The sequence below is a fragment of the Flagellimonas flava genome, assembly GCF_900129665.1.
Lineage (GTDB): Bacteria > Bacteroidota > Bacteroidia > Flavobacteriales > Flavobacteriaceae > Flagellimonas > Flagellimonas flava.
In genome coordinates this window covers 31516-48963 of the sequence record NZ_FQWL01000006.1, presented here as the reverse complement: position 1 = coordinate 48963, position 17448 = coordinate 31516, and the positions used below count along the sequence as shown (strand labels likewise).

The 17448-nt window shown below is 42.1% G+C and carries 14 protein-coding genes; 6 read left to right on the top strand and 8 right to left on the bottom strand.

All coding sequences use genetic code 11. The features are described from left to right. Nucleotides 1-2 precede the first annotated feature (2 nt). Nucleotides 3-1193 carry a tRNA 2-thiouridine(34) synthase MnmA gene (mnmA, locus tag BUC10_RS14950; RefSeq protein ID WP_073181109.1) on the bottom strand — a complete coding sequence of 397 codons (1191 nt, stop codon included), beginning with the start codon at nucleotides 1191-1193 and terminating at the stop codon, nucleotides 3-5. 513 nt (nucleotides 1194-1706) lie between these two features. On the opposite strand from mnmA, the gene BUC10_RS14945 reads away from it, so the two are divergent. Together BUC10_RS14945 and BUC10_RS14940 are read left to right on the top strand one after the other, a co-directional pair. Then, entirely contained in the window at nucleotides 1707-3593 is a 1887-nt protein-coding gene (locus BUC10_RS14945; protein ID WP_073181108.1) for a fasciclin domain-containing protein, read from the top strand. Nucleotides 3594-3661: 68 nt separating this feature from the next. Beyond that, nucleotides 3662-6151: a fasciclin domain-containing protein gene (locus BUC10_RS14940; RefSeq protein ID WP_084732677.1), complete on the top strand. Its 2490-nt coding sequence runs from the start codon at nucleotides 3662-3664 to the stop codon at nucleotides 6149-6151. Nucleotides 6152-6431: 280 nt separating this feature from the next. Here the strand turns inward: BUC10_RS14940 and yidC are convergent, their stop codons facing one another. The 3 genes from yidC to BUC10_RS14925 form a co-directional block, all read right to left on the bottom strand. After that, the gene (gene yidC, locus BUC10_RS14935) at nucleotides 6432-8309 is read right to left on the bottom strand and encodes a membrane protein insertase YidC (protein WP_073181106.1); all 1878 of its coding nucleotides are present in this window, start codon (nucleotides 8307-8309) and stop codon (nucleotides 6432-6434) included. A 66-nt stretch (nucleotides 8310-8375) separates the two neighbouring features. Further along, nucleotides 8376-10010: a CTP synthase gene (locus BUC10_RS14930; protein ID WP_073181105.1), complete on the bottom strand. Its 1635-nt coding sequence runs from the start codon at nucleotides 10008-10010 to the stop codon at nucleotides 8376-8378. Between the two features lie 54 nt (nucleotides 10011-10064). Continuing rightward, nucleotides 10065-10301 (bottom strand): DUF3820 family protein, encoded by a 237-nt coding sequence (locus tag BUC10_RS14925; RefSeq protein WP_073181104.1) that lies wholly within the window; start codon nucleotides 10299-10301, stop codon nucleotides 10065-10067. 45 nt (nucleotides 10302-10346) lie between these two features. Here BUC10_RS14925 and BUC10_RS14920 point away from each other — a divergent pair, with 45 nt between their 5' ends. From BUC10_RS14920 to BUC10_RS14905, 4 genes are read left to right on the top strand one after another with little or no spacing between them, the layout of a single operon-like run. Further along, nucleotides 10347-11210, top strand: coding sequence for a hydroxypyruvate isomerase family protein (locus BUC10_RS14920; RefSeq protein WP_073181103.1), 864 nt, complete (start codon nucleotides 10347-10349; stop codon nucleotides 11208-11210). 38 nt (nucleotides 11211-11248) lie between these two features. After that, a complete protein-coding gene (locus BUC10_RS14915) occupies nucleotides 11249-11818 on the top strand; it encodes a 3-keto-disaccharide hydrolase (protein ID WP_073181287.1) in 570 nt (189 codons plus the stop codon). Nucleotides 11819-11845: 27 nt separating this feature from the next. Next, nucleotides 11846-12184 (top strand): avidin-fold protein, encoded by a 339-nt coding sequence (locus tag BUC10_RS14910; protein WP_073181102.1) that lies wholly within the window; start codon nucleotides 11846-11848, stop codon nucleotides 12182-12184. Between the two features lie 11 nt (nucleotides 12185-12195). After that, on the top strand, nucleotides 12196-12672 hold the full coding sequence (locus BUC10_RS14905; RefSeq protein ID WP_165614917.1) for a nuclear transport factor 2 family protein: 477 nt from the start codon (nucleotides 12196-12198) through the stop codon (nucleotides 12670-12672). A gap of 6 nt (nucleotides 12673-12678) precedes the next feature. Here the strand turns inward: BUC10_RS14905 and BUC10_RS14900 are convergent, their stop codons facing one another. The 4 genes from BUC10_RS14900 to guaA are packed head-to-tail and all read right to left on the bottom strand — an operon-like array spanning nucleotide 12679 to nucleotide 17255. Continuing rightward, nucleotides 12679-13209 carry a DUF922 domain-containing protein gene (locus BUC10_RS14900; protein WP_073181100.1) on the bottom strand — a complete coding sequence of 177 codons (531 nt, stop codon included), beginning with the start codon at nucleotides 13207-13209 and terminating at the stop codon, nucleotides 12679-12681. Next, complete coding sequence (locus BUC10_RS14895) at nucleotides 13197-13601, bottom strand: OsmC family protein (RefSeq protein ID WP_073181099.1); 405 nt, start codon at nucleotides 13599-13601, stop codon at nucleotides 13197-13199. The genes BUC10_RS14900 and BUC10_RS14895 overlap by 13 nt, the downstream gene beginning before the upstream one ends. Then, nucleotides 13591-15726 carry a LysM peptidoglycan-binding domain-containing protein gene (locus tag BUC10_RS14890; protein WP_084732683.1) on the bottom strand — a complete coding sequence of 712 codons (2136 nt, stop codon included), beginning with the start codon at nucleotides 15724-15726 and terminating at the stop codon, nucleotides 13591-13593. The genes BUC10_RS14895 and BUC10_RS14890 overlap by 11 nt, the downstream gene beginning before the upstream one ends. After that, nucleotides 15723-17255, bottom strand: a complete 1533-nt coding sequence (gene guaA / locus BUC10_RS14885; protein WP_073181097.1) for a glutamine-hydrolyzing GMP synthase — start codon at nucleotides 17253-17255, stop codon at nucleotides 15723-15725. Before guaA ends, BUC10_RS14890 begins: the two co-directional genes overlap by 4 nt. Nucleotides 17256-17448: the final 193 nt, after the last annotated feature.

Here is a 17448-nt window from a genome sequence, read left to right as displayed (position 1 = left end):
AGTTAAGAGATAACTCCTGAGCCAATGAGTTCATCATTAATGTACCAAGCAACGAATTGTCCCTCGGTAATAGCAGATTGCGGTTCTACAAAGTCAACATAAAGGCCATTATCCGTTTTGTAAAGCGTTGCTTTTTGCAACGGTTGTCGATACCTTATTCTTGCCTCAACTTCCATGATTTCATCCACTTTAAGAGCCAAATCGCTTCGTACCCAATGCAGTTCATCCTCCTTTACGAAAAGGGCACTTCGTAAAAGCCCAGGATGACTTTTACCCTGTCCTGTATAAATTACATTTTCCTTTACATCGGTTTCAATAACAAATAAAGGCTCTTTGGTTCCGCCCACATTTAGTCCCTTACGCTGACCTATGGTAAAGTAGTGTGCTCCTTGATGCTCTCCAACTACCTTTCCATCTGTCACAGAATAAGACGGTTTCTCCGCATTGAACGCCAGTTCGGCTTGTTTGTCTTGAAAATCAGGTACTTCTGGGCTAAACTGTTCCGCTGTATTAGGAACTTCCACAATAACCCCTTTTTTTGGCTTCAGTTTCTGTTGTAGAAACTCGGGCAGATGAACTTTCCCAATAAAGCAAAGGCCTTGGGAGTCTTTTTTATCCGCGGTTATTAGGCTATTATCAGTGGCTATTTTACGCACCTCCGGTTTTGTAAGCTCTCCAATGGGAAACAAAGTTTTTGCCAATTGCTCTTGGGATAGCTGGCACAGAAAATAGGACTGGTCTTTATTCCCATCGACTCCTGCCAACAACTGAAAGGTTTCGCTTCCATCTTCATTTTTAATGGTACCTTTTCTACAGTAATGCCCCGTGGCCACATAGTCAGCACCAAGCTGTAGCGCGATTTTGAGAAAAACATCGAACTTTATTTCTCTATTGCATAAAACATCTGGATTTGGGGTACGGCCCTTTTCATATTCATTGAACATATAATCCACGATGCGTTCCTTATATTCCGCACTCAGGTCCACAGTTTGGAAGGGTATTCCTAATTTTTCGGCAACAATCAAAGCATCATTACTATCCTCGACCCAAGGGCATTCCTCAGAAATAATAACCGAATCATCATGCCAGTTCTTCATAAAAAGTCCTATGACATCATATCCCTGTTTCTTTAAAAGATAGGCCGAAACACTGGAATCCACTCCTCCCGAAAGTCCTACAACTACTTTTTTCATCACATTCCTTTAACCGTGCAAAAATACAAAATGTTGTCAGTAAAAGGTTGTCGAGAACCTAAGCTTCAACTTACCGAATAAAACTACAGGATAAATGATTGGTGAAGTTTAGCCTATTTCCACTACATGGTTTGCCAAACAATGTTTTTCATGATTCGTATTATATATTGACTAATGTTTAAAAAAAATACATAAACAATGTCATTATATCCCTAGCAACCCTTATCAACAATAGAAGCAACTTTATAATAGGTCCTATATGAGGCAATTCACTTTAAAGAAAAAATGCCGTATAGCCCGGTAAAAATGAATGAAATATTGTCTAACTACCCCATTCCGTAATTAAAATAATCCGTCTTAAATAAATACACAATCCTGATTTTCTGTATCTGAATATTTATGATTTAGTGATTTTTGTTAAACTTTTTATAAAAAAACATAAACAAAACGCAACTTTTTTTGTTTAAGGACATCTTTGTCATGTTAAACAAAGTCTAATCTAAAAATAACCCTATGAAAGCACTAATTAAATTGTCAAGTCTGACGATGTTGATTTTTGTATTAATTCTATCCTCCTGTTCTGAGGATGACAATGGAACCTCCAACCCGCCGCCCGAAGTACCTACCAGCAATATTGTTGAGGCGGCCCAGGCTACTGCAGATTTAAGCAGCTTGGTAAGTGCCCTTCAAAAAGCTGATGAAAGTGCCAACAATGATCTAGTTAGTGCTTTAAGTGGTGATGGGCCTTTCACAGTCTTCGCACCTACCAATGCTGCCTTTGCAGATTTATTGACCCAATTGGACGGCTTTGATTCGTTGGATGATTTCAATTCGGAGCAACTCCAAGACCTTTTGGCGGTAATTCTTACGTATCATGTCATTTCAGGTACAGCTGCCCAGTCAACGGACCTAAGTGATGGTCAAAGTTTGACCACCCTTCAAGGTTCAGAACTTACAGTATCCTTAGATGGTAGAGTTTTTATTGGAGATGCGACAGATGTTGATGCCGAAGTAACTACTGCAAATGTTGAAACTACCAACGGAGTAGTTCATATCATCAACAAGGTTTTATTACCGCAAACTATTTTAGATGATTTGGCCGACATTATTCTTGTACCTATTACGGATTTGGCCTTAGGTAACGAAAATCTTGAAAGTTTGGTAGCAGCTCTTACCGCCGCCAATGGAGATTTGCCAACTGTGCTCCGTGGAGATGGTCCATTTACTGTTTTGGCACCCTCAGACGAAGCATTTACAACTTTTCTGGATGGTGCAGAACTAGGAGATATTCCAGTTGAAGTGCTGACAAATGTATTGCTCAACCATGTAATCGAAGGCGCTTTGTTTCAAGCAGATTTGGAAGGTCTCGGGTCGGGATACACCCATACCATGGCCACAGGTGCCGGGGAAGAAAATATCAGTATCTTTTTCGATACAGCGGATGGCGTTACATTCAACGGAGTTTCTTCGGTCGATGCTGCAGATATCAAAGCTCTAAACGGAGTGGTCCATGTTGTGGATGCCGTTATCGGTCTTCCAAATATTGTGGATCATGCCATTGCCAATCCAAATCTATCATCTTTAGTGGCCAATTTAACAGATGGTGGGAATACCACTTTCACGGATCTTCTATCCATGGAAGATGAAACATTTACAGTTTTTGCACCGGTCAATGCGGCATTTGATGACTTCACAAATCCAAATGGAAATGACCTTAATGCAATTCTTTCCAACCATGTCGTAGTTGGTGCTGCAGCTTTCTCTTCTGGTTTATCCAATTCATATGTAAATACAGCTGCAGAATTCGATACCGATGAAAGTCTAAGCCTATATATTAACACAGATGATGGTGTAACTTTGAATGGGGTAAGTTCGGTAGCGATAGCAGATATTGTAGCTACCAATGGTGTAATCCATGCGGTAGATGCCGTGATTGATCTACCTACCGTGGTGACCTTCGCAACAGCTGACCCCAACTTCGCAACTTTGGTAGTAGCCTTGACTACGCTTACCCCAAGTGTGGATTTTGTGGATGTTCTGTCCGCACAGGATGGCAATGGCGACGATCCGTTTACTGTTTTTGCGCCTACCAACGCCGCCTTTGACCTATTGACGGATATTCCCGGTGAAGCTGATTTGATTCCAATTTTACAGCACCATGTCATTGCCGGGGCCAATGTTAGGTCTGGTGATCTTACCCCCGATGGTGATACTGTTACACCTGCCACTTTGGAAGGCGACACCTTTACAATCACCTTGCCTGGTACTGATGGAAATATCGCAAATGTCACTGATGGAGCTGGCAACATGGGAATAGGCATTGACGCCGTTGATGTACAAGCCATAAATGGAGTAATCCACGTCTTGGATGCTGTCCTGATTCCAGATACAATGAATTAGAATTGAAAGGGGCCTTGCATGCAAGGCCCCTTTTACCCCATCAATATATTAATCAAAACACTATTAAAATGAAAACAATTTTACAACCTAGGAGCTTTCTCCTGATGATTGCTCTTGCTTTATTTTCACTGTATTCCTGTGAAACAGAAGATGACCAAGTCGCCCTGTTTGCAGAAGATGAGATTTCCAAAAACATTGTTCAAACAGCCCAGGAAACAGATGTTTTAAGTTCTTTGGTAGCCGCCTTGACAAAAGCGGACGAAAATGAAGATTCCGATTTAATAGGTACTCTAAGCGGAAATGGACCTTTCACTGTTTTTGCCCCTACAAACGAAGCCTTCACTGCACTATTAGGAAGTCTGGACGGTTTTGACTCTCTTGAAGATTTCGATACAGAGGAAGAACGGGCACTCTTGGCAACTATTTTACAGTATCATGTGGTAGCAGGAATCGCTGCCGCCTCTGGTGATTTATCAGATGGACAAATGATTGCCACCGTACAAGGCGAGGATGTTACCGTAAACTTAGATGGTGGAGTATTTATTGGAGACGCTACGGATATGGATGCCGAAGTCACACTGCCCAATGTAGCTGCTTCCAACGGAATTGTTCATGTCATCAACAAAGTTTTGCTTCCGCAGGAAATTATTACCGCCTTAAACGGGACAGGCACATTGGTGGATATTGTTGTAGCTACAGAGGCACTTTCCTTGTTGGAGGCAGCAGTCCTCAAAGCTGATTTGGCAGGTACGCTAAGCAGCGATGGCCCTTTCACCGTTTTTGCCCCTACAAACGATGCTTTTGAAGCATTGCTTATGGTATTGGGCGATGACTATATGAGTCTTGACGATTTTGATACTCCCGAAGAAATAGAGCTGCTAAAGAACATTTTGCTATATCATGTGATTCCGGCCCAGGTTTTGGAAGCCGATTTAGCGGCAGGTGAAGTCGCTACGGCATTCCCCGATAATGCCCTGGCCATCATTGACAACGACGGAACCTTTGTTATTGGAGACGCTTCCGATACAGACGCCAACATAACCGACACCGACATTTTAGCTTCTAATGGTGTGGCCCATACTATTGACAAAGTACTATTGCCTCAGGCGGCTTTGGATTTTGTAGCTTCCCTGCAGCTTAAAACCATCGTTGAGCTTGCTGTGGAGACCGATGACCTAAGTCTTTTGGTTGATGCGCTTATCGCTGCCAATGCGGGACTTGTTGAAACGTTGAGTGGAGAAGGACCCTTCACGGTCTTTGCTCCTACCAATGAAGCGTTTGGAAATTTACTGGATTTTTTGGGAGACGATTATAATAGTCTTGGTGATTTTGACACCCAAGAAGAATTGGATTTGCTAGTCGAAATCTTGACCTATCATGTGGTTGCCGGAACTGCTGCCTTCTCCGCAGATTTATCGGATGGACAGCACATCCCAACTGTTCAGGGAGACAATGTCGGCATAAGCCTTAAAGATGGTTATGTCTATGTTGTAGACGCTTCACACGAAAATGCTAAGGTGGCACTTCCAGATGTTAAGGCCAGCAATGGAGTGGTACACGTAATCAACAAGGTACTACTGCCTCAGGTGGCTATTGATTTTGTAGCGTCCTTGCAACTTAAAAACATCGTGGAAATAGCCATAGAAACTGATGATCTTAGCTTGTTGGTCGATGCACTTATTGCTGCCGACGCTGGACTTGTGGAAACGCTAAGTGGTGATGGTCCTTTCACAGTGTTCGCACCTACGAACAAAGCTTTCGAGGATCTTTTGGATTTGCTAGGATTCCACAGCCTCAGTGATTTTGACACCGATGAGGAGATTGCCATATTGGTAAAAGTACTTACCTATCATGTTGTGGCAGGTACGGCCGCTTTCTCCACTGATTTATCAAATGGACAACACATTCCCACAGTCCAAGGCGAAAATGTAGGTATCAACATTAAAAATGGAACCGTTCATATTGAAGATGCCACGGACACGAATGCCACAGTTGTGCTTCAAGATGTTGAAGCCAGCAATGGAGTAGTCCATGTCATCAACAAAGTACTTTTACCGCAAGAGGCTTTGGATATACTATTCCCCCCTACTCCAAACATTGTGGAATTAGCGCAGTCTGTTGATGATTTGAGTTTGTTGGTGAATGCACTTATCCAAGCCGATGCCGGTTTGGTTGACGTATTGAGTGGAGATGGTCCATTCACGGTATTCGCTCCGACCAACAAAGCCTTTGCAGATTTATTACATGCATTAGGAGACGATTACAACAGTTTGGAAGACTTTGATACCGAGGCCGAAAAAGAATTGCTGGCAAAAATCCTGACCTATCATGTAGTGTCTGGAGCAGCAGTAGCCTCAACAGATCTGTACAATCACCAACGACTTCATACGGTGCAGGGGGAATCCTTGTTCGCCATTATCAATCACGGTGTCTTTATCCGGGATAAGACCCATGTGGATGCGGAAGTTGAAGGTCCAGATAACGAAGCAAGCAACGGTATAGTTCACATCATAGACAAAGTGTTGTTGCCAAGAGAAGTTTTGGATGCTCTTCATTAATTCAAAACGTGTTTGACCGTTGGTTTTGTAGGTCAAATATTACAAAAGGACTCCCTTAATCCAACTTAAGGGAGTTCCTTTATCTATAAGCTTAAACCGTTCGTCGATGACACATCAAAAGTGGTCTCTTTACCATACAAAAAAAGGCCGTTTGACAACTATTAATTTTTTGGGCTGGTTTTATGTGGCATCTTTGGAGTCCCAAATCTTTCCAAACTATACCTTTCAATGGTGAAAGCTCCCCCAAGCGACTGGGGGAGTTTTTGTTTTTAATAAACGCTTATCTTCTGCCAGACTTTTTTTGTTCTTCCGCCTGTTCCATCATTTCCCGCATTTTCTTTTGGAACTTGTTTTCCTTTTTGGGTTTCTTTTTGTTCTCTTGAATCTGCGCATGAATCTTGTCCTCATCCAAAATATAGTTCTTGATGGCCAGCATAATGAAGATGGTAATCAAGTTGGACACAAAATAATATAGACTTAACCCACTGGCGTAGTTGTTAAAGAAAATCAACATGATCAGGGGAGAAAGGTACATGATGAATTTCATATTTGGCATACCGGGCTGCTGCTGCATTTGCATGGTTTGTCCGGTTGTCAATGTCATGTAAAAGAAAATCGCAATGGACGCCAAAATGGGGAACAAACTCACATGGTTTCCATAAAAACTTGAAATCACGGGAATATGGTTTGTCCACTCAAAAATGGAATCATACGAAGCCAAATCCTCCGCCCAGAGAAAAGACTTTTGTCGTAATGCAAATGAAGTCGGGAAGAACATAAACAGGGCATAGAAAATTGGAAGCTGCAACAATGCCGGTATACATCCACTCATAGGACTCACCCCTGCCTTATTGTACAGCTTCATGGTTTCCTGCTGCTTCTTCATTGCATTGTCTTTGAACTTCTCGTTAAGTTCCGTAATCTCGGGTTTCAAGACCTTCATCTTGGCTTGTGAGAGATAGGATTTATAGGTCACAGGAGACAAGGCCAATCGAACCAAAATGGTCATTACAATAATGGCGATTCCAAATGGCAGGAAAGAGCTCAAGAAATTATAGAATGGGGTAAATATATACCGATTAATCCATCCGAAAATTCCCCAACCAAAAGGGATTGAATCCGCCAATCCCAAGTTTTCATAACGCTCTAAAATCTTAACATCTGTTGGCCCATAATACCAGTGCATATTTTGGGACAACTCCCCACCTTGAAGCTCTAAGGGGGCTTTGGTTTTATAAATCTTGGTAAATTTGGTTTCCTTGCTTTCTTCCTCAACCAAATTTTGTGAGCTTAGTTCCGCAGTCTTAAAATGGGAATCAGAAGTTAAGATAGAACTGAAAAAATGCTGTCTATAAGACAACCATTTAATGTTTTCCTCAGTCTCTTCATCGGATTCACTGCTTTCAGAAAGTTTACTGATTTTTCCATCCTCATGGTTATAGGTCAAACGCGTGTATCTGTTTTCGTACTTCACACTTTTACCATGTCTTATACCTTTTAAATCCCACTGCATGTCAATGGGCCGGCTAGCGTTAATGACCCCATTTAAGCCTTGGGAACGAATAGTAAAGTCCAATAGGTAATCGTTGGGCTTCATCTCATAACGGTATTCCAAAAACTGATTTTCGGCAACCTTGGCCTTCATGGAAAGCACCTTATTATCACCACTTGTGGATAATGCTGGTTCAAAGAACAAATCGGCCGTATTCAAAACCCGATTGTCCGATGTTGTAAAATTGATGCCAAAATTTGCATTGCCATCTTTTACCATATACACAGGGACAGAATCGTAGGTCACAAAATTTTTCATCTTTGCCTCTATAATCTGCCCTCCCTTATTGGAAACCTCCAAATACAATACCTCGTTTTCCAGTTTTGTCGTTCCTTCCGTGGTCGAGGTAAAACCAAAGGCCCCCACGGTATTCTTGTAATCGGCCACCGCCGTAGAATCTTGTAAATTAATGGGTGCCGGAGTCTCTATCTGGGGGTTCTTTTCCTCTTCTTCCTGCTTTACGGCTGCCTCAATTTTATCTTGCTCTACCTTTTGAGCTTCCAATTCCTCTGGTGTAGGTTGATTTCGATAGAACATAAAAATGAGTATTCCAAAAATCAACACAAATCCAATAATGGAATTGATATCCAATTTCTTTTCTTCCATGAAAGTTATTTAGTGAAAAACCAATCTGCGTTTTTCAGGTGGCAAATATATGTCCAAAACCGCAGTTTATGCCAAACTGGCATTAGTTTGTTGCTGTTTTTGCGCCAACACCGCTTTTACAAAACCTACAAACAACGGATGCGGGTTTGCTACCGTGCTTCGGTATTCTGGATGGTATTGTACCCCAATGAACCAAGGATGCGACGGAATCTCTATGACCTCCACCAAGCCGGTTTTGGGGTTAAATCCGGTTGCCTTAAGCCCCGCTTCCTCCATTTGTTCTTTGTAGACATTGTTAAATTCAAAGCGGTGCCTATGTCGTTCTGCAATGTCGGTAGTCCCATATACCTCGTGTACAAGGCTTCCATCCGCAAGCTGACAATCCCATGCGCCCAACCGCATAGTACCGCCCATATCCGTTACAAGTTTTTGTTCTTCCATTAAACTTATAACTGGATTTGGTGTATTAGGTGACATCTCTGTAGAATTTGCATCTGTCAATCCTAAAACATTTCGGGCAAACTCAATAACGGCCATTTGCATGCCCAAACAGATGCCCAGGAAAGGAACATCGTTCTCACGCGCGTAGCGAACTGCTAAAATCTTGCCTTCTATGCCACGTTCGCCGAATCCCGGCGCCACCAGTAAGCCATCAAGTCCAATTAATTTTTTATCAATGTTGCTGGCCGATAAATGTGCTGAGTGAATGGAACGCACTTCCACCTTAACCTCGTTCGCTGCTCCGGCATGTATAAAGGACTCCAAAATGGATTTATAGGAATCCTGCAGTTCCACATATTTACCAATAAGTCCAATGACCACTTTGTGTTTTGGATTTTTGTGTTTTTCCAGAAATTGGTTCCATTGTCCCAATTCTGGTTCCACATCGTTGGGAAGGGCTAGTTTTTCCAGCGCAACTTTATCAAGACCTTCTTCCTGCATCAAAACAGGTACGTCGTATATAGTGGAAGCATCAATAGATTGGATAACAGCTTCTTTGCGTACATTACAAAAGAGGGCCAATTTTCTCTTTATGTCCTCGGAAATCTGATGCTCCGTCCTACAGACCAAAATATCTGCTTTGATCCCACTTTCCATCAAGGTTTTTACGGAGTGTTGGGTTGGTTTGGTCTTCAACTCGCCTGCAGCGGATAAAAATGGTACTAGCGTGAGATGCACCACAATACCATTATTATCACCAAGCTCCCATAGAAGCTGTCTTACGGCTTCGATATAGGGTAAGGATTCGATATCACCTACGGTACCGCCTATCTCTGTGATTACAATATCATAATCCCCACTTTTACCCAAGATTTGGATGCGTTCCTTAATCTCATTAGTAATATGTGGCACCACCTGAACTGTTTTGCCCAAAAATTCGCCTTTACGCTCCTTTTCTATAACGCTTTGATAAATTCTACCTGTAGTGACATTATTTGCCTGAGAGGTTCGGACATTTAGAAACCGTTCATAGTGTCCTAGGTCCAGGTCCGTTTCCGCTCCATCATCGGTGACATAGCATTCTCCATGCTCATAGGGATTTAAGGTACCTGGATCTACGTTGATATAGGGGTCCAATTTTTGGATTGTGGTGCGATAACCTCTGGCCTGAAGCAACTTGGCCAATGAAGCAGCGATAATTCCTTTTCCTAGGGAAGAAGTAACGCCCCCCGTAACGAAAATGTACTTGGTCTGTGACATATTGGGATTTCTATTACGGGGTGTAAAGGTACAAATTGCCTTCGGAATTCTGGATTATTCCTTTGGAAATTCTTTCTGGATTTTTCTTATGAGCGGCTCCAATCCATTTTCCTTAATGTCGAGCATTGTGGTCAGGTATTCCCCTAGTTTTCCAGATGGAAATCCTTTTTGCCTGAACCAGACCAAATAGGCCAAGGGCAAGTCTACCAAATACCGTTCTTTGTATTTGCCAAATGGCATTCTGTAGTGGGCCAGTTCCAACAATTTTTTTGAATCGGGTTTGAGTTCCATCGCTTCGAACAAAAATAGTATCTTTCCTATTCCAAATACCCACTCATGAAAAGAAGAAATTTCATAGCCACCACAGCTGCAGGAGCCGCTGGTCTTGCCACCACTTCAATCAATGCCAAAGAACAAAAACCGATCAAGGATTTTGAGCTAAAGCATAATGTGAACCATAGCGTATGCCAGTGGTGCTTTGACCATCTTCCCCTAGAGGAATTTTTGAAAGTGCTCAATGGACTGGGCATTAAAGCCATTGACCTTATCGGACCCAAGGATTGGTCCCTGTTGAAAAAGTACGACATCCACTGCTCCATGTGCAACGGAGCGGAAATCAGTCTTACAGAAGGTTGGAACGACCCCCAATACCATGAGACCCTTATCAAAAACTATACGGATGTAATTCCGAAGGTAGCCGAAGCGGGGTATACGAATTTGATTTGTTTCAGTGGTAATCGCAGGGGTATGAACGATTATGTTGGGCTACAAAACTGTGTGGATGGGCTAGCTCAAATAATGCCCTTGGCGGAAGAACATGGGGTCGTCATCCAAATGGAATTGTTTAACCAGGTAAACCATCCAGATTATATGTGCGATAGTTCATTATGGGGCGTTGAACTTTGCAAACGGTTGGGCAGTGACAACTTTAAGTTGCTGTTCGATATATACCACATGCAGATTCAGGAAGGGGATATTATCAGGACCATCCAAAATTATCATCCTTATTTTGGCCATTACCATACAGCCGGAGTACCGGGAAGAAACGAGATTGACGAGACCCAAGAATTGTACTACCCAGCCATCATTAAGGCCATTTTGGACACTGGGTTCAAGGGTTATGTGGCCCAGGAGTTTATCACTACTTGGGATGATAAAATTGAAGCCCTTAAAGATGGATTTATGCGTTGCGACGTCTAAAAAATTACCAACAAACCAGTATCAAACCATATAATTCCATGAATAAATCAGTTGTTTTCTTATTGGCTATTTCAACGTTAATACTAACCAGCTCTTGTCAGAATAGGGAAATCCTTTTTCAGGAAAACACCAAAGACTGGGTAAAAGAGGGAGACGCTTCATGGTCTTTTACCGATGGTGCGCTTGAGGGCAGTATTACAGAAGGCAATGGGTTTGTAATGACCCAAAAAACATACAAGGATTTTGAACTGAACCTGGAGTTTCACCCGGATAGCACCATAAATTCAGGGGTCTTTTTACGTTGCAAAACCTTAAATATTGATGCAAAGGACTGTCATGAAATTAATATTTGGGATTTACATCCCAATCAAGAGTTTAGAACCGGGTCCATTGTAACCAAGGCCGTTCCCTTGGCAAGGGTAAGCACCTTGAATCAATGGAATACGTATCGAATTCGGAATCAAGGGGACCAAATAAGCGTATGGGTCAATGACACCCTGACCGCCAATCATGTCGATACAAGTTTGGTAGAGGGACATATCGGGCTTCAAGCAGCCGGAAAAGGAAAAATCATCTTCCGGAACATAACTTTGGAAAGTTTGGACTAATCCGTTACCCAAACCAATTTGTAGGTTATGAAGTTCAATCTGAACCAGATACAAATGAAAGTTATACGAACAGCTCCCAATGGAGTGGTCAATCATGAAACCTTGTTTCAATTTTCTCAAAAGGAAAACCTCGTTCAGGCAACTTATTCTGGGGGTCAGATACAATTGGGTTTTCTGGTTGGTAGCGTACAGGAATCCATACTTCACTTTAGTTATTGCCAATTGCAAATTGATGGTAAGCTGGACAATGGTATGTCCAAAGCCGAGCTATCCCATGGTCCCGAAAACAAAATTCGTCTAACAGAACATTTTGAGTGGAAGTCCAGACCGGGTGAAACCGGCACCAATATTTTTGAACAATGCTAAACCATCCAGCAATGAAGCAATCAATATTCCTTTTTTTTGTCTTCCTGATACTATGCTTAACCCCTTGCGTTTCACAGCAATCAATTACGGAAACCAGGGAAGCGGCAAAGGACGAACTGTTGACCTCCATACATAAATTCAACAGAGCATTTCAAAATGGAGATGTTGCTATTTTGGAATCCATGATTACATCCAATTATGTGCATTCCAATGGATCCTCCAAATCCTTTGGCAAGGAAGCCTGGGTTGGTTATCTAAAAAAGAGGAGTTCAAAAATCAATAATGGAAACCTGGAAGTGTTGCAATATGAAATGGATGAATTGGAATTAGTACTCCACGGTACAAGTGCAATAGTCACTGGCAGGGTCAAAGTAAGTCAAAAATCAGAAGGAGAAATAGTAACTAACAGTTATAGGGTCACCCATTTATGGGTAAGGGAATCTGGCAAATGGAAACGAGCCGGCTTCCATGATGGAAAAATCAAATAGGGTACATTATTCTTTCCCCAAGGCTTTTGCAATCTTGCGGTTCCATTCCAGTTGTTTTTCGGCGTTACGTGAGAACCCGGTTTCCCAATCGTACTGATCCTGAAAATCTTCCAGTTCCTTTAATATATCCCGGTAAATATCCCTTATTTCCTGTTTTACATTGTCAGAAAACGATGTTCGATTTAATTTATCCCTCATTTTTCTCGCGAACAGTTCCGCAATATCAAAATGCAATTGCTCGTGACTTAGAATAAGGTCGTCACAGACTTCGGGTTTATACCAAGATTCATTGGGATAGAAATAGGCATTTACCTCAAAATCCAGTTTTACCTCATGATGAATCAGATTCGCCGAATAACGATAACTGATTCCACTGGCCGTAGTGGCGGCTGGCTCTGCAGCCGGAGGCACCTTTCCCTTAAAATCGGACCACTTTAAAAGTGTGTTGGCATCCCATAATACTCCTTCCTCAATTTCTTGGCCCAAACCCAAAAAACCAAATAGCAAGCAGCATAGTATGGTTATTATTTTACCCAATTAAATTCGATTACCTTTTCAATATCGGGATGCAAGCTGTAATGGACCGGACAGGTGTTTGCTGTATTCTCCAAAATTTTACGGTGCTTGTCGGAAACATTGGACGGAAATTCCATCTTCACCTCAATCTTTGATATACGTCTGGGATTAGCTGCCATATGTTTTGTTACCTCAGCAGTGGAACCGGCAAGGTCCACTTCCAAATCCCTGGCTTTGATTCCCATCATGGTTAGCATGCAACTGGCCAAACCTGTGGCAACCGTATCTGTTGGTGAAAATGCCTGTCCCAGACCATTATTGTCCACCGGGGCATCAGTGATAAATTCGTTATTAGATCGCAAATGTAGGCATGTGGTTCTTAATCCGCCCGTGTAGGTTACTTTAGAGGTCATCCAGTTTTATTTCTTTGATTCGTAGACTATCGTACTCCATTAAATAGGAAGCTTTGTTGTAGTATCCAGAGGCCATTTCATTGAAGTAATTGAAGCTATTACCGGTATACTCCGTTAACCCCACAATCTGTGAGGTTTGAAAAAGATTGTTTTTGTGGGCCAGCTTCAACAAAACATCAAAAGTGAGATCAAATCCCCTCACGGCATATCTATCCGGTTTTAAACCACGATATTTTTTTTCATAGGCCTTGGTAAAGGCATCAGAACCTGCTTGCCTATAAAACGACGGATACGCAAAACGTAGATTGGACAAGTGCGTACTGGAAATGGCATCGCTTTCAAAGGCACTGCTGTAGTTGGTAGTGAACATGCGAACGGACATTTCCTCCGTAATCGCCGAGTTTAGAATGGAACTCACACTTGAGACCATGTTGGGCTGATCCGTTTCCACAAAGACCCAGTTCTCCTTTTCCTCCGATAACTGAATAAGAAACCGATCTAAGTGCAGGGATTTGTTGTCTATGATCTTGGCAATCTCAGCCGCTGGAAATTTGGACAATATGGAATCATGAGCCACCTGATGGGTAGAATCTGCTATAATCACTACATTTTCATCCGTATGGATTTTCTTCAAATAGGATAGCATTTTTTCCCGAAGGACATCCTCCTTTGGAACGGAATAAAACACATTTCCGTGACTCAATTGACTTTCGGAGGCAACAGGAGCAATAACCGGAATATCCTTTCCTGCTGCCTGCACAGCCACCTCATCCAGGGCACTGGCCGTCACCGGGCCAATGATGGCATTGACCCCTAAAAGGTTTTCCCTGAATAAAATTTCTTTGACTTTAGCTTGATTAAGTTCCGTATCATAGGTTTTTACGTCAACAGAAACACCCATTTTCTTAATAGAATCCAATGCTACCATAGCACCGGAATAAAAGCCCAAGCTAAGGGCCAAATCCCTTCTTGTTTTTATTTGGTTTGACGTTTTCTTGGAATCATTGAAGTTAATTCTATCCAAACGGAACGGAAGCATAAAAACCAGTTTTGGCCTATTCTGAACATCAATGCTATCAACTAAGTTAATTTTATCCAACACCAACGCATTTTTGACTTCGAGACCCTCCGATTTGGCCTTCGCCAACTTTAATACCATTCCCGCTTTAAGGCCATTTTCCAATTCCGGATTTAAATCGAAAAGTTCTTGTCGCGTTACATTCAGATTCTGTGTCAGCCTAAAGATGTTCTGCTTTGGTTTGACTTCGTAAAAAATGAAGTTTTCAGTGTTAACATCACCTGAAGTATCCCTTTTCTTAGGTAATCGCAGCACCATTCCTTCTTTCAATCCGCCTTGCTTCATAATTTCAGGGTTCAACTTCACAATGGAATCAGATGGAATTCCATACTCCCTTCCTAAACTATAAAGTGTTTGCTTTGCGGGCACCGTGAACGAGGTAAACAAATCTACCTGCTGATCTTCCAAGCTATCACCTTTGGGTCTTGGCAACTTTAGTTCTTGTCCAATGGCCAGATGACTGGAACCTTTGTCCAAATCTGGATTAAGCGTTACCAAACTATCGACCGTAATTCCATATTTATGGGCAATACTCCAACGTGTTTCCTTTGGTTGCACCAAATACGTTTCAAAATCCAACGCCCTTTCTTCCTCTTCGGTAAGTTCTGGGAATTTTGGAATTTGAAGCACCATTCCCTTCTTTAAAGGTTCGGCATACAATTGCCGGTTGTATTTTTTAAGTTGTTCTTCTGTAATATCATACCGCTGGGTAAGACCAAAAAGGGTCTCTCTTTTTCTTACTCTATGTCTTGAAAAGCTAATAGGCCTTATCTGCTCCTTCGGGTCATTTTCCTGTGGTTGGGTTTCCGTTGTCACAGCGGAACCATCCAATGGTATGATCAAAATGGTATTGACCTTAACATCTTCGGCTGTTTTAATTTCCTTGTTCGACTGCAAGATGGTATAAGGGGTTACCCTATATTGTTGCGAAATACTCTGCAAGGTTTCACCTTCCTTAACGGCATGCGTGGCATACTTCTGTGCAGATACTTGGAAAGAGGCCAATAAAAAGGCCAGAAAACCCAGTGATGTTATAATTTTTTTCATTCCCATTCTATAGTTGCTGGTGGCTTTGAGCTTATGTCATACACTACTCTATTAACGCCCTTGACCTTATTTATTATATCATTTGAGGTCTTTTGTAAAAATTCGTAGGGTAAATTTACCCAGTCTGCGGTCATACCGTCCGTACTTTCGACAGCTCTAAGGGTCACACATTTTTCATATGTGCGTTCATCTCCCATCACTCCTACACTATTTACGGGTAAAAGCATTGCTCCGGCCTGCCATACCTTATCATAAAGTCCCCATTTTTTCAATCCATCAATAAAAATGGCATCGACTTCTTGTAAAATAGACACTTTTTCCGCAGTAATGTCACCCAAAATACGAATACCCAGTCCAGGACCAGGAAAAGGATGTCGACCTAAAATGGCAGGATCCATACCCAAGTTTTTTCCAACCCTTCGCACTTCATCCTTAAACAATAAATGCAGTGGCTCTACTATTTTCAGTTGCATATAATCCGGAAGTCCGCCAACATTATGGTGACTTTTTATCACTGCCGAGGGCCCACCACTTGCGGAAACCGATTCGATGCGATCCGGATAAATGGTCCCTTGTGCCAACCATTTGGCATTTTCCACCTTATGTGCCTCATCATCAAAAACCTCAATAAAAACCCTACCAATGATCTTTCTTTTCTTTTCGGGCTCCGATTCACCCTTCAAGGCGTCCAAAAAACGTGCCGAAGCATCTACTCCCTTAACATTGAGTCCCATATGCTGGTACTGATCCAACACGCTTTCGAACTCATTTTTACGAAGCAGACCATTATTTACGAAAATACAATGCAAATGTTTGCCTATGGCTTTGTGGAGCAGCATGGCCGCCACACTGGAGTCGACCCCTCCAGATAACCCAAGGATTACCTTATCATCGCCAATTTTCTCCTTCAGTTCAGCAACCGTTGTTTCAATAAACGCATCCGGGGTCCAATCCTGTTTTAATCCTGCTATTTTCACCAAAAAATTCTCCAATAGCTTTTTCCCGTCCGTAGTGTGGTATACCTCAGGATGAAATTGGATACCATAGGTTTGCTCTCCTTCCAAATGGAAGGCGGCAAATTCCACATCATGGGTGCTGGCCAAACGATTAGCTCCTTGTGGCAGTTCTTTAATGGTATCACTATGGCTCATCCAAACCTGACTTCCTTCTCCCAATCCTTCCAGAAAAGTTTCATTTTCCCTTACATAGGATAAATTGGCCCTTCCGTATTCCCTAGTTGCAGATGGGGCCACGTTCCCCCCATTGAATTGGGCCAGATATTGCGCTCCATAGCAAATACCCAACAGCGGCTTTTTTCCCTTGATTTCGGATAAATCTGGGTGGGGAGCATCTTCCGCCCTCACCGAGTAGGGAGAACCAGATAGAATAACGGCTTGATAGTTGGATAGATCCTTTGGTGGATTGTTATACGGTTTAATCTCTGAGTAAATGTTCAGCTCGCGAACCCTTCGTGCAATCAACTGGGTGTACTGCGAGCCAAAGTCTAGGATAAGTACGTTGTTATGCATGGGCAAAAATAGCAATTTGCCGCAGTTGAAAAAGTATCTTTTTCGGGATATTTTCGACAAGTTTTCAAAAAAATTCAAACTGGTCAAAATCCACTATCAGAATGATTCTGAATTGCTCTTTTGCATCAATGTTTAAAGCACTTCACAGATTCTATCGGCTCAGAAAGGTGAATTCAAATCATACATCGAAAAT

Bases quoted from the DNA above. Each gene is read 5' to 3' on its own strand.
- BUC10_RS14925 (WP_073181104.1), bottom strand. From the start codon at position 10,301: ATGGAACTCAAACCCGATTCAAAAAAATTGTTGGAACTGGCCCACTAC.
- BUC10_RS14930 (WP_073181105.1), bottom strand. From the start codon at position 10,010: ATGTCACAGACCAAGTACATTTTCGTTACGGGGGGCGTTACTTCTTCC.
- BUC10_RS14915 (WP_073181287.1), top strand. From the start codon at position 11,249: ATGAATAAATCAGTTGTTTTCTTATTGGCTATTTCAACGTTAATACTA.
- BUC10_RS14945 (WP_073181108.1), top strand. From the start codon at position 1,707: ATGAAAGCACTAATTAAATTGTCAAGTCTGACGATGTTGATTTTTGTA.
- guaA (WP_073181097.1), bottom strand. From the start codon at position 17,255: ATGCATAACAACGTACTTATCCTAGACTTTGGCTCGCAGTACACCCAG.
- BUC10_RS14895 (WP_073181099.1), bottom strand. From the start codon at position 13,601: ATGACCTCTAAAGTAACCTACACGGGCGGATTAAGAACCACATGCCTA.
- mnmA (WP_073181109.1), bottom strand. From the start codon at position 1,193: ATGAAAAAAGTAGTTGTAGGACTTTCGGGAGGAGTGGATTCCAGTGTT.
- BUC10_RS14910 (WP_073181102.1), top strand. From the start codon at position 11,846: ATGAAGTTCAATCTGAACCAGATACAAATGAAAGTTATACGAACAGCT.
- BUC10_RS14940 (WP_084732677.1), top strand. From the start codon at position 3,662: ATGAAAACAATTTTACAACCTAGGAGCTTTCTCCTGATGATTGCTCTT.
- BUC10_RS14890 (WP_084732683.1), bottom strand. From the start codon at position 15,726: ATGAAAAAAATTATAACATCACTGGGTTTTCTGGCCTTTTTATTGGCC.
- BUC10_RS14920 (WP_073181103.1), top strand. From the start codon at position 10,347: ATGAAAAGAAGAAATTTCATAGCCACCACAGCTGCAGGAGCCGCTGGT.
- BUC10_RS14905 (WP_165614917.1), top strand. From the start codon at position 12,196: ATGAAGCAATCAATATTCCTTTTTTTTGTCTTCCTGATACTATGCTTA.
- yidC (WP_073181106.1), bottom strand. From the start codon at position 8,309: ATGGAAGAAAAGAAATTGGATATCAATTCCATTATTGGATTTGTGTTG.